Annotated in this window: 24 protein-coding genes; 12 read left to right on the top strand and 12 right to left on the bottom strand. The window is 69.2% G+C overall.

Features of this window, described 5'->3' with window-relative positions; all coding sequences use genetic code 11:
- The first annotated feature begins 168 nt into the window (after positions 1-168).
- Genes DEJ18_RS11740 through bla form a run of 4 tightly spaced genes read left to right on the top strand, consistent with a single transcriptional unit; the run spans position 169 to position 3476 of the window.
- Positions 169-768, top strand: coding sequence for a MarR family winged helix-turn-helix transcriptional regulator (locus DEJ18_RS11740; protein WP_258376985.1), 600 nt, complete (start codon positions 169-171; stop codon positions 766-768).
- Positions 769-778: 10 nt separating this feature from the next.
- Entirely contained in the window at positions 779-1690 is a 912-nt protein-coding gene (locus DEJ18_RS11735; protein WP_111211174.1) for an NmrA family NAD(P)-binding protein, read from the top strand.
- Between the two features lie 47 nt (positions 1691-1737).
- Entirely contained in the window at positions 1738-2535 is a 798-nt protein-coding gene (locus tag DEJ18_RS11730; RefSeq protein WP_111211215.1) for an SDR family NAD(P)-dependent oxidoreductase, read from the top strand.
- Positions 2532-3476 carry a class A beta-lactamase gene (gene bla, locus DEJ18_RS11725; protein ID WP_258376984.1) on the top strand — a complete coding sequence of 315 codons (945 nt, stop codon included), beginning with the start codon at positions 2532-2534 and terminating at the stop codon, positions 3474-3476. The genes DEJ18_RS11730 and bla overlap by 4 nt, the downstream gene beginning before the upstream one ends.
- 82 nt (positions 3477-3558) lie before the next feature.
- Here bla and DEJ18_RS11720 read toward each other — a convergent pair whose 3' ends face one another.
- The 8 genes from DEJ18_RS11720 to DEJ18_RS11685 form a co-directional block, all read right to left on the bottom strand.
- Positions 3559-4020, bottom strand: a complete 462-nt coding sequence (locus tag DEJ18_RS11720) for a hypothetical protein (protein ID WP_146241610.1) — start codon at positions 4018-4020, stop codon at positions 3559-3561.
- 104 nt (positions 4021-4124) lie between these two features.
- The gene (locus DEJ18_RS11715; protein ID WP_111211172.1) at positions 4125-4937 is read right to left on the bottom strand and encodes an AAA family ATPase; all 813 of its coding nucleotides are present in this window, start codon (positions 4935-4937) and stop codon (positions 4125-4127) included.
- Positions 4934-6325 carry a TnsB C-terminal domain-containing protein gene (locus DEJ18_RS11710; RefSeq protein WP_111211171.1) on the bottom strand — a complete coding sequence of 464 codons (1392 nt, stop codon included), beginning with the start codon at positions 6323-6325 and terminating at the stop codon, positions 4934-4936. The genes DEJ18_RS11715 and DEJ18_RS11710 overlap by 4 nt, the downstream gene beginning before the upstream one ends.
- Before the next feature lie 6 nt (positions 6326-6331).
- Positions 6332-6934 carry a recombinase family protein gene (locus DEJ18_RS11705; RefSeq protein WP_111211170.1) on the bottom strand — a complete coding sequence of 201 codons (603 nt, stop codon included), beginning with the start codon at positions 6932-6934 and terminating at the stop codon, positions 6332-6334.
- 199 nt (positions 6935-7133) lie between these two features.
- On the bottom strand, positions 7134-7304 hold the full coding sequence (locus DEJ18_RS11700) for a hypothetical protein (RefSeq protein WP_181434250.1): 171 nt from the start codon (positions 7302-7304) through the stop codon (positions 7134-7136).
- A 300-nt stretch (positions 7305-7604) separates the two neighbouring features.
- Positions 7605-8009 (bottom strand): four-helix bundle copper-binding protein, encoded by a 405-nt coding sequence (locus DEJ18_RS11695; RefSeq protein WP_111211169.1) that lies wholly within the window; start codon positions 8007-8009, stop codon positions 7605-7607.
- A 223-nt stretch (positions 8010-8232) separates the two neighbouring features.
- The gene (locus tag DEJ18_RS11690) at positions 8233-8838 is read right to left on the bottom strand and encodes a DUF305 domain-containing protein (RefSeq protein ID WP_111211168.1); all 606 of its coding nucleotides are present in this window, start codon (positions 8836-8838) and stop codon (positions 8233-8235) included.
- Between the two features lie 107 nt (positions 8839-8945).
- Positions 8946-9404: a hypothetical protein gene (locus tag DEJ18_RS11685; protein WP_111211167.1), complete on the bottom strand. Its 459-nt coding sequence runs from the start codon at positions 9402-9404 to the stop codon at positions 8946-8948.
- A 184-nt stretch (positions 9405-9588) separates the two neighbouring features.
- Here DEJ18_RS11685 and DEJ18_RS11680 point away from each other — a divergent pair, with 184 nt between their 5' ends.
- Positions 9589-10077 carry a DUF4396 domain-containing protein gene (locus DEJ18_RS11680; protein ID WP_111211166.1) on the top strand — a complete coding sequence of 163 codons (489 nt, stop codon included), beginning with the start codon at positions 9589-9591 and terminating at the stop codon, positions 10075-10077.
- Between the two features lie 222 nt (positions 10078-10299).
- Here DEJ18_RS11680 and DEJ18_RS11675 read toward each other — a convergent pair whose 3' ends face one another.
- Complete coding sequence (locus DEJ18_RS11675; protein ID WP_111211165.1) at positions 10300-10533, bottom strand: LacI family DNA-binding transcriptional regulator; 234 nt, start codon at positions 10531-10533, stop codon at positions 10300-10302.
- Between the two features lie 142 nt (positions 10534-10675).
- Positions 10676-12193 (bottom strand): SulP family inorganic anion transporter, encoded by a 1518-nt coding sequence (locus DEJ18_RS11670; protein WP_111211164.1) that lies wholly within the window; start codon positions 12191-12193, stop codon positions 10676-10678.
- A gap of 168 nt (positions 12194-12361) precedes the next feature.
- On the opposite strand from DEJ18_RS11670, the gene DEJ18_RS11665 reads away from it, so the two are divergent.
- Positions 12362-12763: a helix-turn-helix domain-containing protein gene (locus DEJ18_RS11665; RefSeq protein WP_349775049.1), complete on the top strand. Its 402-nt coding sequence runs from the start codon at positions 12362-12364 to the stop codon at positions 12761-12763.
- Positions 12764-12809: 46 nt separating this feature from the next.
- Positions 12810-13196 carry a MerR family transcriptional regulator gene (locus DEJ18_RS11660; RefSeq protein WP_111211163.1) on the top strand — a complete coding sequence of 129 codons (387 nt, stop codon included), beginning with the start codon at positions 12810-12812 and terminating at the stop codon, positions 13194-13196.
- Between the two features lie 22 nt (positions 13197-13218).
- On the opposite strand, the gene DEJ18_RS11655 is transcribed toward DEJ18_RS11660, so the two are convergent.
- Entirely contained in the window at positions 13219-13572 is a 354-nt protein-coding gene (locus tag DEJ18_RS11655) for an ArsR/SmtB family transcription factor (RefSeq protein ID WP_111211162.1), read from the bottom strand.
- A gap of 115 nt (positions 13573-13687) precedes the next feature.
- Between DEJ18_RS11655 and DEJ18_RS11650 the strand changes: the two genes are divergently transcribed.
- Genes DEJ18_RS11650 through DEJ18_RS11630 form a run of 5 tightly spaced genes read left to right on the top strand, consistent with a single transcriptional unit; the run spans position 13688 to position 18754 of the window.
- The gene (locus DEJ18_RS11650; protein WP_111211161.1) at positions 13688-15076 is read left to right on the top strand and encodes an FAD-dependent oxidoreductase; all 1389 of its coding nucleotides are present in this window, start codon (positions 13688-13690) and stop codon (positions 15074-15076) included.
- 5 nt (positions 15077-15081) lie between these two features.
- Positions 15082-16479 (top strand): arsenic transporter, encoded by a 1398-nt coding sequence (locus DEJ18_RS11645; protein WP_111211213.1) that lies wholly within the window; start codon positions 15082-15084, stop codon positions 16477-16479.
- Positions 16480-16499: 20 nt separating this feature from the next.
- Positions 16500-16916: an arsenate reductase ArsC gene (locus DEJ18_RS11640; RefSeq protein ID WP_111211160.1), complete on the top strand. Its 417-nt coding sequence runs from the start codon at positions 16500-16502 to the stop codon at positions 16914-16916.
- 20 nt (positions 16917-16936) lie between these two features.
- Positions 16937-18343 carry an FAD-dependent oxidoreductase gene (locus DEJ18_RS11635; protein ID WP_111211159.1) on the top strand — a complete coding sequence of 469 codons (1407 nt, stop codon included), beginning with the start codon at positions 16937-16939 and terminating at the stop codon, positions 18341-18343.
- Positions 18344-18358: 15 nt separating this feature from the next.
- Positions 18359-18754, top strand: a complete 396-nt coding sequence (locus DEJ18_RS11630; RefSeq protein WP_111211158.1) for an arsenate-mycothiol transferase ArsC — start codon at positions 18359-18361, stop codon at positions 18752-18754.
- A 142-nt stretch (positions 18755-18896) separates the two neighbouring features.
- On the opposite strand, the gene DEJ18_RS11625 is transcribed toward DEJ18_RS11630, so the two are convergent.
- Entirely contained in the window at positions 18897-19886 is a 990-nt protein-coding gene (locus tag DEJ18_RS11625; RefSeq protein WP_111211157.1) for an alpha/beta hydrolase, read from the bottom strand.
- Between the last annotated feature and the right edge of the window lie 49 nt (positions 19887-19935).

Below are 19935 nucleotides of genomic sequence, written 5' to 3'. Positions count from 1 at the left end.
GGCAGAGGGGCCCGCCCGATCGTCGTCGTGTCCACTGAGCGCAAGAGCAGCGCGGAGGGCGTGACCGCCGCGGGGTCGTCCGTGGTCGTCTCTCCGTTCGGGGAACAGCTGCTCCCCGTTCAAGATGATCTTTGCGTCAGATGATCTTCGCCGTGTAAGGTCCGCCGTGTGGACGATCGATTGACGGCGGATCCAGCGGGTGACCTCCCCGAGATCGACTGGGAGGCCCAGGGCATCGAGACCGAGTTCGGCTGGGCCGTCCCCCTCGTCCTCCAGGAGTACATCCGCCTCGGCAGCGTGGCGGTCGCGGACGTGCCCGGCGGACCCCGCGGCTACCAGGTGCTCGTGGCGACCACGACCGAGGAGCCCTCTTCGCAACTCCTGCTCGCGAACCGTCTGGGGATCGACAAGACCCAGATGACCTACGTCATCGACGCACTCGAGGCCGGCGGCTTCGTCGAACGACGCGCGGACCCGACGGACCGCCGCGTCCGCCAGGTGCACCCGACCGACGCCGGCCACGCCCTGCTCGCCCGGACGCGGCTGGCCCTGCGGACTGCCGAGGGTGTGCTGATGCGACACCTCGGCGCGGACGAGCAGACGTCGATGCGTCGGCTCCTCGCGCGCGTCGCGCTGGGCGCCGGGGCCGCCAGAGCCGGGGCGGCGGACGTCGACCCGGCGTTCGAACACCCGCTCGCCGTCCCGGAGCGCTCCCGACGGCGCGCTCCGTCCACATCCCGATCGACCCCGTCGACCACCCCACAGTGAGGCCTCTCCCATGACCAGTACCGTCCTCGTCGCCGGCGCCACCGGTGACCTCGGCCAGCGCATCGTCCGTGAACTCGCGGAGCGCGACGTCCGCGTCCGGGCCCTCACCCGTCCCGGGAGCGGGACCGCCACCGACCTCTTCGGCGCCGACCCGCGCGTCGACGTGGTCGCCGCGGCGTACACGGACCACGCGGCCCTCACCGAGGCCGTCACAGGGGTCGACGTCGTCGTCTCGGCCGTCAGCGGGACCCGTCCCGTGATCGTGGACGCGCAGCGCGCCCTCCTCGCGGCGACCGTCGCGGCCGGCGTGCCGCGCTTCATCCCGTCGGACTACTCGGCCGACTACCGACGCATCACGCCCGGCACGAACCGCAACTTCGAACTCCGACGCGAGTTCGCCGCCGAGGTCGATGCTGCGCCCGTCCGCGCGACGTCGATCCTCACCGGCATGTTCACGGACCTGCTCACCGGCCAGGCGCCGATGATCCTGTTCGGTCGTCGCCGGGTCCTGTTCTGGTCCTCCGCCGACCAGGTCCTCGACTTCACCACGAAGGACGACGTCGCCCGGGTGGTGGCCCTCACCGCGCTGGACGAGGATGCTCCGCGCGTCGTCGAGACGGCGGGCGACCACATCTCGGCACGGGACGTCGCGGACATCATGAGCGAGTTGACCGGGACGGCCTTCCGGCTGCAGTGGGCCGGCACGACCGGGACCCTCTCGGCGATGAGCGCGGTCGGCAGGCGCATGTCGAAGGACCCGGACGAGACGTTCCCGGCCTGGCAGGGGATGCAGTACTTCGTGAGCATGTTCAGCGGGCAGGCGCAGCTGCGGCACGTCGACGACGACCGTTACGGTCCGCACACCTGGACGACCGTGCGCGACGTCCTCCGGGTCCACCTCGAGGCGACCGGCGTCCGGTGACCCACGAGCCGTGACGCCCCGGACGGACGAGCGTTAGCGTGGCGACCATGACGCAGATCGACCTGACCGACCGGACCGCCCTCGTCACGGGCTCGACGCAGGGCATCGGACTGGCGATCGCCGTGGACCTGGCGCGGGCGGGGGCCTCGGCGATCGTGAACGGGCGCGGTGCCGACGGCGTGCAGCGGGCGATCGACGCCGTGCGCGAGGCCGTCCCCGGTGCGCAGGTGGACGGGGTGGCCGCGGACCTCTCGACGGCGGAGGGAGCGGCGGCGGTGCTCGATGCGCACCCGCACGTCGACGTCCTCGTCAACAACCTCGGGATCTTCGGCAGCCGTGACCCCTTCGAGATCACCGACGACGAGTGGCGCCACTACTTCGAGGTGAACGTCCTTTCCGCCGTCCGCTTGATCCGCTCGTACCTCCCGGCGATGACGGAGCACGGGTACGGACGCGTGGTGTCCATCGCGAGCGACTCCGCCGTCGTCACCCCGGCCGAGATGATCCACTACGGCATGACGAAGACGGCGCTCCTGGCCGTGACGCGGGGGTTCGCCAAGGCGGTCAAGGGCACGGGCGTCACCGTCAACACCGTGATCGCCGGCCCGACCCACACCGCCGGCGTCGAGGACTTCGTCGCCGAGATGGTCGGCACCGACCTGCCCTGGGACGAGGCGCAGCGCACGTTCATGCGGGAGCACCGGCCGCAGTCGCTCGTCGAGCGCCTGCTCGAACCGGAGGAGGTCGCACACATGGTGACCTACCTCGCGTCACCGCTGGCGTCCGCCACCACGGGCGGGGCGCTCCGGGCGGACGGCGGGTACGTCGACGCCATCCTGCCGTGACCGACCGGCGGGACCGGCGCATCCGGGGGGCAGCGCTCGCCGTCCTGGCGGCCCTGTCGCTCGGCCTCGCCGGGTGTCGGACCGGCCCCACGACCGACGTGACGACCAGCCCGTCCACGACGGCCGCCGCGGCCTCCGGACAGCCGATGCCGGACCCCGGCACCGAGCGGACCTTCGCAGCGCTCGAGGCCGAGCACGACGCCCGACTCGGCGTCGTCGCGGTCGACACCGGCAGCGGGGCCAGCGTCGCGCACCGGGCCGGGGAGCGGTTCGCGTTCGCCTCCACGGCGAAGGTGTTCATCGCAGCGACCGTGCTCGACGACGCCACACCCGGCGACCTCGACGCCGTCGTGCCGATCGGTCAGGGCGACGTGCTGTCGTACGCCCCGGTCACCTCGCAGCGCGTCGGCGTCGGCATGACGGTGCGCGACCTGCTGACGGCGATGGTGCGGTCGAGTGACAACACGGCGGCGAACCTCCTCGTGGCCCGGGTCGGCGGTCCGGCCGCCGTGCAGAGCTGGCTCTGCGGCATCGGGGACGGCGTCACACGGGTCGACCGCGTCGAACCCGACCTGAACGCGGCCGTCCCCGGCGACGAGCGGGACACGACCACCCCCGCACAGTTCGCCGCCGACCTGCGGACGGTCCTGCTGGGCAGCGCCCTCGACCCCGACGACCGTACGCTGCTCGTCGACCTGATGCTCGGGACGACGACGGGTGCCGGGACGATCCGCGCGGGGGTCCCGGCGGGATGGGCGGTCGCGGACAAGACCGGCACGGGGTCGTACGGCGTCCGGAACGACGTCGGGATCGTCACGCCGCCCGGGCGGGACCCGGTCGTGCTCGTCGTCCTGACCAGCCACGACACCGCTGACGCCGAGCCGGACGACGCGCTCGTTGCTGCGGCCACCCGCACCGTCATCGCCGCGCTGGACGGTTGAGTTCCCGGTCCCGTCGCCGTCGCGCCGACCGACGGGGCGGCCGTGTCACCATCGAGAGCCACGGTCGACCGGCCGGGTCGCGTCATGGCGAGGGATCACCCTCGCCGGTCCTCCCGGGCAGGGCCTCGACGATGCGGTCGCCCGTCGCCGGGTCCCAGCCGACCGTCCTCGTTCCGCCAGGACGCGGGCGGTGCTCGGCCCTCGGGAAGAACACGCCGGCACCAGGGAGGTAGCTCAGGACCGTCGCGGCGACGAGCGCTGCCGGTTCGGTGAGAGCCCAGAGCGGAGCGCCGGTGACGACCTGGACGGAGGAGCTGCACGTGGTCAGCCCGGCGACGACCGCGAGCCAGAGTCGCGCGTTGCCGGACCCGCGGGCCATCCGTGACGCGAGCCGGACGAGCAGGGCCGACCACCCGAGCACGAGGACGAGGGCCACAGACGCGGCGACGACGGTGCCGGTGCTGGCGCTGAGTGCCGCGACGATGCGGGGGACGCTGAGGACGAGGCGGAGAGCGACGACGACCCACCAGATGACGACCGCCACCGTCACGACCGTCGGTCGGTGGCTGCGGGTGGCGCGGTGCTGCAACGGCGGTTCTGTGAGCAGCCTCGGTCTGTGTCGTCGTTTTCGCTGCGATCGGTGTCGGGTCAGGTGGTGCCGATGACGAGGGTGCTGCGGGCGGCTTCGACGACGTCGTTGGTGATGACGTCGAGCTCGTTGATCTTCAGGACGCGTTGGATCTGTGGGAGCAGGCGTTCGAGGAGCCGGAAGTTGCCGCGGGTGATGCGCTCGACGGCGGCGATGGCTTGCGCGTCGGTGAAGTCGTCGGGGTCGAGCGTCTTGCCGAGCTTCCGCCATTGGCGTTCGAGGACGAACAGCAGCTCGTCGTGGCCGAGCGGACGGTACTGGTGGGCGAACCCGAGTCGGCTGTAGAGCTGGGGGTAGTGGGTGAACTGCTTCTCGATGCCGGGCATGCCGATGAGGATCATCGCGACGCCGGTTCGGTCGTACTGGTCGCGGAGCCACTCGATGGCGTTCCCGGTGAGGCGTTCGGACTCGTCGATGATGATCAGCTCGAGCAGGGACGGGTTGGGGCCGTGTGCGTGATCGAAGTGGCGGCCGTGGAGGAGGAGGTGTTCCTCGATGCAGCGTTCGGTGCGGAGCATGTCGTGCCGGAGGTCGTCCTGCAGGGCCCGCATTGTGGCGGAGACTTCGGGCGTGTAGAAGACAGTCCGGGCGCGGTGGGCGGCGGCGTAGATCTTGGTGTCGTCTTCACTGCGTGCCGCCCATCTGGCGATGAACGGGCCGATGCTGTCCCAGTGCGCGTAGCGGCGGGCTGAGAGGGTCTTGCCGACGCCGGCAGGGCCGAAACAGACGCCGATGGTGTTCTGCTTCCGGACGGCGTCAGCGAACTCCGCGAACCGGCGGTGTTCCCTCGTGATGATGAACTGGCTCGTCATGACCGGTCCTCCTCGTAGGTCTTCAGTCGCGGCTGATCCGTCTCGGCGGCTGGTGGGGTGGTGTCGTCGGGTGTGGGGCTGGCGATCGCGATGCGTTCGCGGATCTGCCCGCGCAGGGCTCTGCGTTGTGCGATTCGGGCGGCTTGGATCTGCTTGAGGCTGATGGTTTCGGTCTGGTGCTCGGTGCTGATGGCTGTGCAGAGGAACGCATCGCGGTGGAAGACGCGGATCTCAGTGACATCGCGGGGGTCGTACCGGACGCTGACGGTGCTGCCGACGAACGGCGCGAGGGTGGCCGCGGTGTAGCGGAGGCCCTCGAAGTGGATGCCGTCGCGCTGCACGACCCGCGTGGCTGGGACGGTGAGCAGGAATCCGTCGAGCTGTTCGAGGGAATCAGGGAGTCGTGGCAGCCATCCGTCTGCGATCCACGCTTGCAGTGGAGTCGTCCGGAGCTCGCGGTGGGTTCGAGCGTTGTAGTGGCGGATGAAGTTGTTGATGGCGCTGTCGATGCCGGCGAGATCGAGGCTAGGTGCCGGTGCTGCGGTTCCGGGTGTGAGGTGGCCGGGGAGCGTTGGAAGCAGCTCGGTGTTGATCGTGCCGAAGAACCGCTCGATCTTCCCTCGTCCCTGTGGGCGGGCGACCTGGGAGTGGATGATCCGGAGGTGCAGCACGGCGGCGGTGTTGCCGAGGCGGTGGCTGGTGAAGTCGGAGCCGTGGTCCGTGTAGAGCACGTCCGGGATCCCGCAGACAGGCCAGTCCGGCTCAGGCTTGTGCCAGATCGCTTGCCGCAGCGCGAGCGCAGTGTTTGCCGCTGACGGGGCGCCGAGGAACACCATGTACCCGCACACCGCCCGGGAGTAATCGTCGAGGACCACCGTCAACCATGGCCGTGCAGGCTTGCCGTCTGGGCCGACTATGAGCAGGTCGAGCATCGTGTGGTCCGCCTGCCAGATCGCGTTAGGGCGGTCGGCGCGACGTCGGAGCAGCAGCTCGTGCTTGTCCCGGTACGACGCTGGCCCCTCGAGCGCGAGCGTCACCATCCCGGGGTCGAGCGCGCTCACGATCGACCGCACGATGGAGTACGACGGCGCCGGCAGTCCCCGTTCAGCGCAGTGGACGCTGACCTGACGGTGAATAGTGGCGATCGACGGTCGTGGCCTGGTGAGTGCAAGCCCTTCGACCAGGCGGACGAGCTCCGGTGTCGTCCGTCGGACGCCGTGATCGGTCCGGGTGCCGTCAGCCAGGGCGGCGTACCCGCCGGTCCGGTAGCGGGCGAGCCAGCGTTGCAGGGTGCGTTCAGTGATACCCGTACTGCGGGCGAGGGCGGCGAGCGGGATGGCGTCGTCGACGTGCAGTCGAAGGATCCGCCACCGCTCGCTCGCGTCCATGACTGGCTACATCGTCGGTGAGGGCTTCGGCCGCCTGGCAGCGACCGGTTCAGCGTGGCGGGCGATGGCCCGGTAGATGGTGGTACGGCTGACGCCGAGGACGTCGCCGATCTGCGCGACGGTCATGTCCTGCTGCTCGTAGAGCCGGCGTGCGGTGCGCACCTGGTCCGCCGAGAGGCGGGACGGTCGGCCTCCGGTCCGGCCGCGCGCTCGGGCGGCGGCAAGGCCGGCGTTGGTGCGTTCCTTGATGAGGTCCCGTTCGAACTCCGCCAGCGCGGCGAAGACGTGGAACACGAGCCGGCCGCCGGGCGAGGTGGTGTCGATGGTCTCCTGCAGCGACCGGAACCCGATCCCGCGCTCGGCGAGAGCGTGCAGCTGGTCGATGAGGTGCCGGATGGATCGACCGAGCCGGTCGAGCCGCCAGACGACGAGGGTGTCTCCAGGGCGGAGCTGGTCGAGGAGCTTGTCGAGCTCGGGCCGATGTTGAAGCGACCCGGACATGGTCTCGACGAACACGCGATAACAGCCGGCAGCGTTGAGCGCGTCGATTTGCAGCGACGCGTCCTGGTCGGTGGTGGACACGCGCGCGTACCCGAGGAGGTGACCCATGAGGAGAACGTAGCGAAACTCGACCAGCAGAGGTAGTAGCGGGGCATAGATTCCGGGACTGAGTTTCGCTACAAGACACGCCGCTGTCACGGCTGCCACACGGCGACCTCGATCCGTTGTAGCGGAATCGGAGGTTTTTGATACGACATGAAGACAGAGCTCTCCCTACCGATGGAGGGGGCGAGTTTTTTGAGTCCGGCTACTTCTTGCGAAGAGCCTTCGCCCGCTGCACCCGAGCGATCCGGCGGGAAGCCTTGTCGCTCAGAACCGGCCAGGCGTGGCGGATCGCGATCGCGATGAAGAGCACCGCGAGAGCGAAGCCGACCGCGTAGGCAGCGGGGGCAGGGATCTCAATCGACAGCTGGAGCATGGAACCTCCACCGTTCGATCTGTCAGCCGACCGGCTGACTCTCGGGGTCGTGCACCGTGCACGTCCGAGGACTGGGGCCTCCGCGAGGAGGGCGTGAACCGGAACCGCCGGTTGCACTGAAAGGCGCCAGACGTGCGCGAGGACGCTGCATGACATCTGGGCACAAAAAAACCGGCCCGAAGGCCGGTTGTGGGCGCGCACTATGAACGCAGGACGATTCTGACATCAGGGACGGACATTCCGCAAGTGGAAGTTGGGGCGGGATCGAGGAGCAGGAACACCCTCGATCCCGCTCCAGGGCTAGAGCGTCGCGAGGAGGGCGTCACATGCCTCTTCGCAGCGGCGGCATGCGTCGGCGCAGGTCTTGCAGTGCTCGTGCATGTCGGCGTGCTGGGTGCATTCGTCGCCGCAGGTCTTGCATGCTGCGCGGCAGGCTTCGAGGACTGCGCGGGTGAGGTTGGCGTCGTAGCCGGTGTGGCGGGAGAGGACGTTGCCGGTGGTGGCGCAGACGTCGGCGCAGTCGAGGTTGGTGCGGATGCACTTGGTGAGGTCCGCGACCATGTCTTCCGACAGGCACGCGTCGGCGCAGGCAGTGCAGGTTTGGGCGCATTCGAAACACGCGTCGATGCAGGCGGTGAGGGCTGCCTGATCGATGCCGCCGAGGTCCTTCGGGTAGGTGCGGAGCATGTCCGTGGTGGTGCTCATGATCGGTTCCTTTCCGTTGGTGGTGCCTTTTTCTGGTTCGCCAGTCGCCAGATGGGGACTGAACGGGGTGTCGGCCATCGTGCCCGGGGTGGTCAGAGAGTGCGTCCGGCGTTCGTAGTGAGCCAGGCGATGGGACGTCGAGCGGAACTCGAACCGGGAAAGAGGGGGAACCGGTCGTGGGCCGCGGCAGGAAGGGGGGAGCCCGCCGCGACCCACGCCGGGGTCACATGGAAGCGAGCATGTCCTTCATCTGGGTGATCTGCTCGGTCTGGCTCGACACGATCGACTTCGCCATCGCGATCGCGTCGGTGCTCTTGCCCTTGTCGATTTCGGTCTTGACCATGTCAACGGCGCTGGTGTGGTGCTCGACCATCTGCTCGAGGTAGAGCTTCCCGGCGTCCGCCGCGGACGCCTGCTCGAGCGCGTCCATGTCGGAGTCGGACATCATCCCGCCGGACATGGAGGAGTGATCCATCCCGGCCATGCTCGACATCTCCGTGGGCTCGCCCCAGGCCTTCAGCCAGCCGGTCATCGTCTTGATCTCCGGCACCTGCTCGGCCTTGATCTGCTTGGCGAGGGTGGCCACGTCGGGATCGACGTCGGAGCCCTTGTCGAGGAGCATGTCGCTCATCTCGATCGCCTGCTGGTGGTGAGCACGCATCTCCTGCGTGAACGAGACGTCCTGGTCGTTGTGCTTCGACGCCGCCGACGACGAGGCTGACGTGCTGTCGGTGGAGCTGCCGGTGTTGCTCGTGGAGCAGCCGGCAAGGGTGAGGCCAACCGTGAGGGCGGCGGCGGCCGCGAGGGCGCCCGTGGTGGTGGTGTGCATTGATCCGTTCCCGTGAATGCGTCAGTGGTGCCGGGCAGGCATCACGCCCGCCCTGGTCTCCGGGCATGCAGGAGGACCCCCGGTGGGGATGCCCCCGCGGGTATGAATCAGATACGGATGATCTGCAACGCGGATAGCGACGGCGGTCTCGGCACGGCGACGCGTCGAGCGACGGGATCAGCCAAGGCAAGCAGCCGGGCGAGGACGTAGAGAATCCCGCCCGACCGAGCCCGCAGCAGCACCCACGCGAACAGGGCGATCGTCAACGCGCACGCCATCCCCATCAGGGAGCACATCAGCGCGCACAGACCACCGTCGCAGCCGGCATCGCTGAGCACCGTCATCATCGGGCCTGCCGGTGCTACCGCGTGTTCTGCGTCACTGGCGGCCCCGTGGTGCTGCTCAGCCGCAGCGGTGACCGGCGCGGTCATCGCGTGGTCGTGGCTTGATGCGTGGCCGAGCATGCTGTGCATCAGGACCGTGATCCCGACCAGTAGCAGCAACGCCAGTACCGCCGTGGCCTGCAGGAGCAGGCGACGACGCGGCGTCGAAGCGGTGGTGAGCATGCGGTCCCGTACTAGTCAGGGGCGTGGTGCGGCTTCCATGGTGCAGGAGCGGCCCTGAGAGTACAACCGCCCCCCGAGTCGCGCGGGGTGGGTCTGGGAACATCCCGCAGCATTCGGCGTTACAGGGCTACGGTACCCCCTGGGGGTATCGGGCCGAGACGCGGACGAAGATCTGAGGAGTCACATGGACGCCCACGAACACCACACCATGACCGAGCACGGCGGCAACGGCCACGGGGCGACGACGTGGTCAATGGCTGCGCAAGCGACGCTGCACTGCCTCACCGGCTGCGCCATCGGTGAAGTCCTCGGCATGGTCATCGGCACCGCCACCGGCCTCCACAACACGGGCACGATCATCCTGTCGATCGTGCTGGCGTTCATCTTCGGCTACGCCCTCACCATGCGCGGTGTTATCCGTTCCGGGCTGAACTTCTCGGCCGCGTTCAAGGTCGCCCTCGCCGCGGACACCGTCTCGATCGCAGTGATGGAGATCATCGACAACACCGTCATCGTCGCGGTCCCCGGCGCCATGGACGCCCAGCTGAACGACTGGCTGTTCTGGGGATCGCTGGCTTTCTCGCTCGTCGTCGCGTTCATCGTCACCACCCCCGTCAACCGGTGGATGATCAGCCGCGGTCTCGGCCACGCCGTCGTCCACGGACACCATTGAGACTGAAAGTCAGAGAGCGCAGCAAGAACGACGACACAAAGCGAAGCTGCTCACAAGGAGGGCGCGAGTGGAACCCGCTCGGGTGGCGTGTCCCTGCCGCGCGGAACACGGCGGGACATCTGGGCACAAAAAACCGACCCGAGGGCCGGTTGGTTGCGCGCACTATGAACGCAGGGCGATTCTGGCACAGCTTGCGGACATCGAGCAAGCACCGAAATGGGGCTACTCGGACGTCTCGACGTCAGCGCTGGCTGTCGAGCCCGCGGTGATGCGGCGACGTCGACCAAGTGCAGCAGCGTGATCGTCGCGTTGGTACTGCAACGCGCGAATTGCCGCCTCGACCTGGTTCCGTGTGGTTGGGCGCACCCGCTCGGACCCGTTCAGCACGCGTGACACGGTCTGGTGGGGCACGTGTGCTGCTGCGGCGACGTCATAGATGGTCGGCTTGCCGGTCATGATCCTCCGATGACGGTCGAGGTGCGGGTGTCGTCAGGACGACTGACGGCACCCGCCGCGGGCCAGCGGAAAGGGGCAACGCCAGCCCGTTGCTCCGCCCGTTCACTCGGTGCCCGCGGTGGGCCGGGCGGAGGTCAGGAGGTCAGTGGCCTGCGCCGAGGTTTCCGGCGAGGCGGCCGTGGAAGGCCTGGCTGGCGTCGTTGAGGCCCTGGATGTCGACTCGCTTGCCGTGTGCGTGGTATTTCGTCTCGATGGCGTCGAGCGCGGCGACGGTGGAGGCGTCCCACACGTGTGACTTGGTCATGTCGATGACGATCAGCTCCGGGTCGTCGACGTAGTCGAACTGGGTGGTGAGGTCGTTGCTGGAGGCGAAGAACAGCTCGCCCTCGACGGTGTAGAGCGCGTGCTGCTCCCCGGTTCCGGTGGTCTCGATGCTGCGGGTGACGGAGGTGAAGTGCGAGACGCGGCGGGCAAAGACGACCATCGCGGCGATGACACCGATGATCACGCCGATGGCGAGGTTGTCTGTGGCGACGACGATGACGACGGTGAGGACCATGACGACGGTTTCGCCGACGGGCATCCGCTTGAGGGTGGAGGGCTTGATGCTGTGCCAGTCGAAGGTGCCGACGGAGACCATCACCATGACGGCGACGAGGGCGGCCATCGGGATGATCGCGACAATGTCGCCGAGCCCGACGACGAGGATCAGCAGGAAGACGCCGGACAGGAACGTCGAGATTCGGGTCCGCGCACCCGAGGCCTTGACGTTGATCATCGTCTGGCCGATCATCGCGCAGCCGCCCATGCCGCCCATGAACCCGGAGCAGATGTTGGCGATGCCCTGCCCAAAGGCTTCGCGGGTCTTCCGGGAGCTGGTGTCGGTGACCTCGTCGACGAGCTTTGCCGTCATCAGCGACTCCAGCAGCCCGACGAGGGCCATGGCGAGGGCGTAGGGGGCGATGATCGTCAGCGTCTCGAGGTTCAGTGGGACGTTCGGGATGAAGAGCGTCGGGAGGCTGTCGGGGAGCTTGCCCTCGTCGCCGACGGTGGGGACGGCGATCGACGCGAACACGGTGACGAGCGTCAGGACGACGATCGCGACCAGCGGTGCGGGAATCGCCTTGGTGAGCCGGGGCAGGAGGGCGATGATCGCGATGCCGACGATCGTGATCGGCCAGACGAGCCAGTCAACGCCGATGATGTTCGGCAGCTGTGCGGTGAAGATCAGAATCGCGAGCGCGTTGACGAACCCGACCATCACCGACCGCGGGACGAAGCGCATCAGCTTCGCCGCTCCCAGCCCGCCGAGGATGAGCTGGAAGACCCCGCCGAGCAGGACGGTGGCGATGAGGTAGTCGAGACCGTGCTCCTTCATCACCGGGGCGACGACGAGGGCGATGGCGCCGGTCGCACCGGAGATCATCGCGGCACGTCCGCCGACGATCGAGATGACGACGGCCATCACGAACGCCGAGAACAGTCCGACGCGGGGATCCACGCCGGCGATGATCGAGAACGAGATCGCTTCGGGGATGAGCGCGAGGGCGACGACGAGGCCGGCGAGGACTTCGCGGGTCAGGATCCGCGGGCTCTTCAGCGCGGACAGGACGGTGGGACTGGTGTGCACCGGAGCCGGTGCGGGCGTGACGGTCGTCACGGTTCTCCTTCGATGGGGGGTGCGGACGCTCGACGCCCGCAGGGGAATGTCGTGGGGCGCGTCGTCGCGCAGTCGTGCCGGAATGCTGGAAGGGCACTGAACTCAACTCTTCCGCAGCGGGAGAGTTGGTACGCTCGACTCTAACGCAACGGAAGGGTTGGTGCGCAAGTGAGTGAGCAGCCGATGCAGACCGATGGCCGCTACCTGATCCACATCGGTGAAGTCGCTGAGCGGACCGGGCTGTCGCAGAAGACGATCCGGGACTATGACGCTGCCGGCGTGCTGCACCCTTCCGGGCGCAGCGACGGCGGGTTCCGGCTGTACTCGGAAGCAGACGTGGAGCGCCTGCTGATGGTGCGGCGGATGAAGCCGCTGGGGTTCTCGTTGAACGAGGCAGCGATCCTCGTCGACGCGGTCCGGGTCCTCGATGAGGCGAACCCGGAGATGGACGTCACCGCTGTGCGGTCCCGGGTCGCAGCGTTCATCCGTGACGCTGAGACACGGCGCGAACACCTCGATGAGCAGCTGGAGATGGTCGACGAATTCCTCGACGGTCTTCGCGCGCACTGAGTGCACCGCGGTGCTCGGTAGCATCGAGCACGACCCAGGTGGAGACATGAGCGAACAGACCACGGACACGACGATGCACATCGGCGAGCTCGCCGACCGCACCGGCCTGTCCACCCGCACCGTCCGTCACTACGACGATGTCGGGCTGCTCCACCCCACCGGCCGCACTGAGGGCGGCTTCCGGCTCTACACGCAGGACGACCTGCAACGGCTCCTCGTCATCCGTCGCATGAAGCCGCTCGGCTACTCCCTCGAGCAGATGGCTGAGCTCCTCGGCATCATCGACCGCCTCGAGGGTGTGGATGGCGCCGAACGTGACCGACTGCAAGCCGAGATCGACGCGTACGTCGCTGACACCGAAGAACGTCGAGCCAAGCTCGTTCGGAACCTCGAGTGGGCCGACGAGTTCCTCGGGATCCTCCGCGCCAAGTAATCGCCGCTGGCTCGCCCGGCGCCTACTTTGTCGGTGCGGTGATGAGGCCGGCGAGGGTGTCGAGGGCGCCGGGGACGAGCGAGAAGTACGCCCAGGTGCCGCGCTTTTCGCGGTGCAGGATCCCGGCGTCGACGAGGACCTTCAAGTGGTGCGACACGGTCGGCTGCGACAGGCCGAGCGGTTCCTGCAGGTCGCAGACGCAGGCCTCGGCACCGTCGTGCGCAGCGACCATCGAGATCAGCCGGAGCCGGGCCGGGTCGGCGATCGCTTTGAGCGACTTCGCGAGGACCTCGGCGGATGCCTGGTCCATGGCCTCGGTGGTGACTGGCGAGCAGCACGCGGTGACGTCCTGGATGGGAAGCAGCTCGATCGTCATGGGCTCATCCTCCCACGGACTTCGACGGGCGTCTATATTTGCGTTCGTCGATATGGACGTGCTTCGATGTACCTGCCGGTTTCGGCTCCCGCTCGATCCGTGAAGGACCAGCCTGATGACTCATCTTCTCGCCGTCGGTGGCAGCGACGCCGGCATTGCCGCGGCGCTCCGCGCCCGTGAACTGGACCCGACCACCGATGTGACGGTGGTCCTCGCGGACGAGTTCCCGAACTTTTCCATCTGCGGTATCCCGTATTGGGTGTCGGGCGACGTCGCCACGGAAGCGTCCCTCGCGCACCGCACCCGCGGCGACCTCGAGGCCGCTGGCATGACCGTGCGTTCTTCGACGTGGGCCTCGGCCGTCGACGTCGACCGCCGCCGCCTCACCGTCACCGGCCCCGCCGGGGACGACGAGATCGCCTACGACGAGCTGCTGATCGGCACCGGCGCTGAACCGGTCCGCCCGGCAGGGGTCCCGTTCGGGGAACCGGGCATCCACCTGCTGCACTCCATGACTGACGCCGAGCAGGTCGTCGCCGCCCTCGAGCTGCTGCCGGCAGGGAGCCGGGTCGCAGTCGTCGGTGCCGGCTACATCGGCCTGGAGATGACCGAAGGCCTCGTCGCGCGCGGGTTCGACACGACGCTGATCCAGCGCGGCCCGGAAGTGCTCTCCACCCTCGACCCGGAACTCGGAACCCTCGTCACCGCCGAGGTACGCCGCCACGGCGCGGCCGTTTTGACGGGTTCCACCGTCACCGGGATCACCCCGGCCGGCGGCGGGCAGTGGCGCGTCGCCACCAGCTCCGCATCCGGTGACGCCGAGGGCACGTTCGCGCTCGTCGTCGTCTGTGTCGGGGTCCATCCCGTCACGGACCTCGCGGTCGCCGCGGGTGCGCGTCTGGGGCAGGGCGGAGCGATTGTCGTCGACGAGACCATGCGTACCGGGGTGCCGCACGTGTGGGCGGCCGGCGACTGCGTCGTCACCCACCATCGGCTCCTCGGCACGACGTGGTTGCCGCTCGGGACGACCGCGCACAAGCAGGGCCGGGTCGCCGGGGAGAACATGCTCGGCGGCAGCAAGGTCTTCGCCGGGTCGGTGGGCACGCAGGTGGTGAAGGTGTTCGACCTGGTCGCCGCCCGCACCGGCCTCCGACACCACGAAACCGGCCCGCTCGACGTGTCCCCGTTGACGCGGGTGACGGTGGCGGATGACCACAAGCGGTACTACCCGGGCGCCGTCCCGCTGACGATCAGCGTCACCGGCGACCAGAGCACCGGTCGGCTCCTCGGTGCGCAGATCGTCGGGCAGCGCACGGCGGAGATCAGCAAACGCATCGACACGTTCGCCACCGCCCTCCACGCGGAATTCACCGTGGACGACGTGATCGATCTCGACCTCTCCTACACGCCGCCGCTCGGGTCCCCGTGGGACGCCGTCCAGGTCGCCGCGCAGGGCTGGGAACGCGCCGCCGCCGCAGCGACCCGGGCTGCGGTGACCGCCTGATGGTGATGGCTGTGGTCGCTGCGGCGATCTTCGTCGCGACGCTCGTGGTAGTGATCTGGCAGCCCAAGGGCTTCCCGATCGGCTACACCGCGCTCATCGGCGCCGTCATCGCCCTCGCCACCACCGTCGTCGGCCTCGGGGACATCCCGACCGTCGTCGGGATCGTGTGGAACGCGACGCTGACGTTCGTCGCCGTGGTGCTGATCTCGTTGATCCTCGACGAGGCCGGGTTCTTCGAGTGGGCAGCCCTCCACGTCGCCCGCTGGGGACGAGGCCATGGCCGCCTGCTGTTCGTCCTGATCGTCGGCCTTGGCGCCGTCATCGCCGCCGTGTTCGCCAACGACGGGGCGGCACTGATCCTCACCCCGATCGTCGTCGGGATGCTCCGGGCGCTGAACATGCCGCAGAAGGCGGCGCTGGGGTTCATCCTCGCCACCGGGTTCATCGCCGACACCGGCAGCCTGCCGCTGGTGGTGTCGAACCTGGTCAACATCGTCTCCGCCGACTACTTCCACCTCGGCTTCGCCGAGTACGCCGCCGTCATGATCCCCGTCGGCATCGTCTCCGTCCTCGCCTCCCTCGGCATGCTGCTGGCCTACTTCGGCAAGAGCATCCCGAAGCGGTACGACGTCCTCGCCCTCACCAGCCCCGCCGCCGCCGTGAAGGACCGGGCGACGTTCCGCGCCGGCTGGGTCGTCCTCGCGCTACTGCTCGTCGGCTACTTCGCCGCCGACCCACTCGGCGTCCCACTCGCGGCCGTCGCCGGCGTGGGCGCGGTCGTGATCGTGCTTGTTGCCGCCCGGCAGCCCGCGTTCCTCTTCGCCCGCGCCCAGGCCGCACCGGTCCTGGTCACGACCGGCGGCACTGCCACCGTCAGTGCGGCCGGTGGCGGAGCAGGGGCGCCGTCGGGGCGGGTGATTCCGGTGTGGAAGACGATCCGGGAGGCGCCGTGGCAGATCGTGCTGTTCTCCATCGGCATGTACCTCGTCGTCTACGGCCTCCAAAACCAGGGCCTCACCGACCACCTCGCGACACTGTTCGACGTGTTCGGCGACCACGGGGTCCTCGTCACCGCGCTCGGCGTCGGGTTCACCATCGCGATCCTCGCGTCCCTGATGAACAACATGCCCACCGTCCTCATTGCCGCCCTCGCCATCGGCGGTGCCGGCGCGACCGGGCTGACGCACGAGGTGATGGTCTACGCCAACGTCATCGGCTCCGACCTCGGCCCGAAGATCACCCCCATCGGCTCCCTCGCGACCCTGCTGTGGTTGCACGTGCTGGAGAAGAAGGGCATCCACATCGGGTGGGGGCAGTACTTCCGCACCGGCATCGTCCTCACCATCCCCGTCCTCGCCATCACCCTCGCCGCCCTCGCCGGCTGGCTCACCCTCATCCACTGAACCCGAAAAGACACACACCCATGAGTGACAAGCCCACGATCCTGTTCGTCTGCGTCCACAACGCCGGACGCTCCCAGATGGCCGCCGGCTACGCCCAGGCCCTCGGCGGTGACCGCGTCGAGGTCCTCTCCGCCGGCAGTGAGCCGAAGGACCAGATCAACCCGGTCGCGATCCAGGCGATGGCCGAGGACGGCATCGACATCGCCGGTAACCAGCCGAAGATCCTCACCACCGACGCCGTCCGCGACTCCGACGCCGTCATCACCATGGGCTGCGGTGACGCGTGCCCGGTCTTCCCCGGCAAGCGGTACGAGGACTGGGACCTCACCGACCCCGCCGGCCGCGGCATCGAGGACGTCCGCCCCATCCGGGACGACATCAAGCACCGCGTCCAGACGCTCCTCGCCGAGCTGCTGCCCACCGAAGCAACCGCGTAACAACCCGGAAGAAGCACGTCATGACGCTCACCCTCACCGTCCCACCCCGCACCAACGGCGACCGGCTCACCGGACTCCCCGTCGCCGTCATCGGCGCCGGCCCCGTCGGGCTCGCCGCCGCCGCGCACCTCCTCGAGCGCGGCCTCCCCGTCGTGGTCTACGAAGCGGGGCCGGCGGTTGGGACGAGCGTCCGCGCCTGGGGGCACACCCGCCTGTTCTCCCCGTGGCAGTACGTCATCGACCCCGCCGCACAGCGGCTCCTGGAAGCCACCGGGTGGGAAGCACCCCGTGCGTCATCACTGCCCACCGGCCACGACCTCGTCGACACCTACCTGGTGCCCCTCGCAGCGACACCGCAGCTCGCACCGGTGATCCAGTACGGCACCCGTGTGGAGGCGGTATCCCGGCAGGGCATGGACCGCACCCGCTCCACGGGCCGCGCCGACACCCCGTTCCTGCTCCGTCTCCACACCGCCGATGGGACGCACGACGTCACCGCGCGTGCGGTCGTCGACACCTCCGGCACCTACACGTCCCCGAACCCCCTCACTGCCGCTGGGCTCGCACCCGCCTCGGACCTCGGCGACCGCGTCGTCCACGCGCTACCCGACGTCCTCGGTACCGACCGTGCCCGGTTCGCGGGGAAGCGGGTCCTCGTCGTCGGTGCCGGCCACTCCGCGGCGAACACGCTCATCAAGCTCGCCAGCCTCGCGAAGACCGCGCCGGGTACTGACGTGCTGTGGGCTGTCCGGAACGCCGGCACCGCCCGGCTCGGCACCGACGCAGCCGACGGGCTCGCCGCCCGCGGTCAGCTCGGCTCCACCGTCCACGGGCTCGTCGAGTCCGGTCAGGTGCAGCAAATCGCCTCGTACGAAATCGACGACGTCCGACCCGACGGCGACCAGGTCACCGTCACCGGCCGCCGCGCTGGAGAGACGTTCGCGGTGACCGTGGACGTGATCGTCAACGCGACCGGGTTCCGGCCCGGCCTCGACATGCTCCGGGAGGTCCGGCTCGGCCTCGACGACATCGTCGAAGCACCCCGAGCCCTCGCACCGCTCATCGACCCCAACCTGCACTCCTGCGGGTCCGTCCCACCACACGGCGTCGCAGAGCTCGCGCACCCGGAGCCGAACTTTTTCATCGCCGGGATGAAGTCCTACGGCCGCGCCCCCACGTTCCTGCTCCTCACCGGGTACGAGCAGGTCCGCTCTATCGCCGCGGACCTCGCCGGTGACCACGCCGCCGCGCGCCTGGTCGAACTCGTCCTCCCCGAGACCGGGGTCTGCTCCACCGACATCGGCGGCTCCTCCTCCTGCTGCACTACGCCGGCCGCCGCCGCCACGCCGAACGCAGCAGACACCGCCTGCTGCGCGGCTCCGGAACCGACGCCGGCCGCTGATAGCGGCTCGTGCTGCGCCAACTGACGGGACCTTCGACCCTTGACAACCAAACCCACCGTGCTGTTCATCTGCAAGCACAACGCCGGCCGATCACAACTCGGCGCAGCTCTCCTCGAACTCGTCGCACCCGACCGGTACACCGCCTCCTCCGCCGGCATCAGCCCCGCCGACAAGGTGAACCCGTCAATCGCCGCAACGATCGGTGAGCTCGGCCTCGACATCACCGACCGTGTGCCACGGCCGGTGACACCGGAACTCCTCGACGAAGCCGACATCGTCGTCCTCATGAAGCCCGGCCTCGAGCTCCCCGCCCAACCACGCGGCATGGTCCTCGAGTGGTCGTTCCCCGACCCCACCTCGTGGTCACCGGACGACGTTCGACCGATGCGCGACGCCGTCGCGGCACGCATCGAGCGCGAGCTCATGCAGCCGTAGCGACCGGGCTACCCGACACAAAGCGAAGTCAGAAGCACGACACAGAGCGAAGCTGCTCACAGCGGTTCCCCTCTCGGGGAACGCCGCCCCCGTCGTCAGCAGGATGCCACAGCGGCGAGCGCGACGTCGATCGGTCTGCAGCTCAGCGGGGGAGCGCCGCCGCCCACCGCCCGATGGTGTCGTACGCACGCTCGCGCACGGGCTCGGCGGAGAGCACGACGTCGTGCAGCGCGCCGTGCAGTCGCCGGACGGTCACCTCGTCGCCGAGGGACAGCGCCCGCCGTGCGACCACGTCGACGTTGAGCGCCACGTCGGCGCGGGACATGCCCTCGTTCCACCGCGGCTGCAGCATGCTCCTGTCGCTGAGCATGACGAGCACCGGGACCGCGAGCCCGAGCCCGCGTGCCACCCGCTCCTGCCCGGCGAACACCGCTGCGAGCCAGCCGGGGTGCAGGGGGAACCCCCGCTCGGGACGCCACCGCTGGTCGTAGGTCCACGACCCCTCCGCCGAGCTCGACACCGTCCGCGTGTAGAAGCCGGGGTCGACCGCCGGCATCGGGGCGAGGGGGTTCCGCTTCGCGCCCAGCTTGATGACCGGTGCGACGACCGCCCGGCCGATCGCGTCGGCCTGGAACTCGAGCCACGGGCTGTTCAGGACGAGTCCGTCGACCAGCTCCGGGTGGCGCGCGGCCCAGAGCGACAGCGTGAGCCCGCCCGTGGAGTGGCCCATCGGTACGAGCCGCCGCCGCTGCCCGGGGTGCTCCGCACGGATCGCGTCGAGGGCGGCGGCGATGTCCTCGTCGTAGGTGGACAGGTCGGCCACGTGACCCGGCGTCTGGTGCGGCCGCAGGCTCCGCCCGTACTTCCGCAGGTCGAGGGCGTGGAAGCGTGCACCGAGCCGTTCGACCTGCTCGGCCAGTTCCGTCTGGAAGAAGTAGTCGGACCACCCGTGCACGTACAGGACGTCGACGTCGTGCAGCGGACCGGGGTGCGGACGGAGGTGGTCGGCGACCGAGTGTCGGCGGCGGACCAGGGTGGCGACGACCGGACCTTCGGCGTCCTCGCCGAGCGGCAGCTCGCGGCGCTCGTACGGCGGACCGAGGACGTCCTCGTGCCACCCCGCGTCCGTCATGTCTCGTTCCTACCCCACGTCGCTGCGCGACCCCACGACGAACGGGAGG

The sequence above is a fragment of the Curtobacterium sp. MCSS17_015 genome (assembly GCF_003234265.2).
In the GTDB taxonomy this organism is placed as follows: Bacteria; Actinomycetota; Actinomycetes; order Actinomycetales; family Microbacteriaceae; genus Curtobacterium.
Note: the sequence above shows the minus strand (reverse complement) of the source record. Positions and strands in the feature narration are given on the sequence as shown.

Coding starts and splice junctions, on each gene's coding strand:
- DEJ18_RS11735 (WP_111211174.1), top strand. CDS start 779: ATGACCAGTACCGTCCTCGTCGCCGGCGCCACCGGTGACCTCGGCCAG.
- DEJ18_RS11730 (WP_111211215.1), top strand. CDS start 1,738: ATGACGCAGATCGACCTGACCGACCGGACCGCCCTCGTCACGGGCTCG.
- DEJ18_RS11715 (WP_111211172.1), bottom strand. CDS start 4,937: ATGACGAGCCAGTTCATCATCACGAGGGAACACCGCCGGTTCGCGGAG.
- DEJ18_RS11710 (WP_111211171.1), bottom strand. CDS start 6,325: ATGGACGCGAGCGAGCGGTGGCGGATCCTTCGACTGCACGTCGACGAC.
- DEJ18_RS11705 (WP_111211170.1), bottom strand. CDS start 6,934: ATGGGTCACCTCCTCGGGTACGCGCGCGTGTCCACCACCGACCAGGAC.
- DEJ18_RS11700 (WP_181434250.1), bottom strand. CDS start 7,304: ATGCTCCAGCTGTCGATTGAGATCCCTGCCCCCGCTGCCTACGCGGTC.
- DEJ18_RS11695 (WP_111211169.1), bottom strand. CDS start 8,009: ATGAGCACCACCACGGACATGCTCCGCACCTACCCGAAGGACCTCGGC.
- DEJ18_RS11690 (WP_111211168.1), bottom strand. CDS start 8,838: ATGCACACCACCACCACGGGCGCCCTCGCGGCCGCCGCCGCCCTCACG.
- DEJ18_RS11685 (WP_111211167.1), bottom strand. CDS start 9,404: ATGCTCACCACCGCTTCGACGCCGCGTCGTCGCCTGCTCCTGCAGGCC.
- DEJ18_RS11680 (WP_111211166.1), top strand. CDS start 9,589: ATGGACGCCCACGAACACCACACCATGACCGAGCACGGCGGCAACGGC.
- DEJ18_RS11675 (WP_111211165.1), bottom strand. CDS start 10,533: ATGACCGGCAAGCCGACCATCTATGACGTCGCCGCAGCAGCACACGTG.
- DEJ18_RS11660 (WP_111211163.1), top strand. CDS start 12,810: ATGAGCGAACAGACCACGGACACGACGATGCACATCGGCGAGCTCGCC.
- DEJ18_RS11655 (WP_111211162.1), bottom strand. CDS start 13,572: ATGACGATCGAGCTGCTTCCCATCCAGGACGTCACCGCGTGCTGCTCG.
- DEJ18_RS11650 (WP_111211161.1), top strand. CDS start 13,688: ATGACTCATCTTCTCGCCGTCGGTGGCAGCGACGCCGGCATTGCCGCG.
- DEJ18_RS11645 (WP_111211213.1), top strand. CDS start 15,082: ATGGCTGTGGTCGCTGCGGCGATCTTCGTCGCGACGCTCGTGGTAGTG.
- DEJ18_RS11640 (WP_111211160.1), top strand. CDS start 16,500: ATGAGTGACAAGCCCACGATCCTGTTCGTCTGCGTCCACAACGCCGGA.
- DEJ18_RS11635 (WP_111211159.1), top strand. CDS start 16,937: ATGACGCTCACCCTCACCGTCCCACCCCGCACCAACGGCGACCGGCTC.
- DEJ18_RS11625 (WP_111211157.1), bottom strand. CDS start 19,886: ATGACGGACGCGGGGTGGCACGAGGACGTCCTCGGTCCGCCGTACGAG.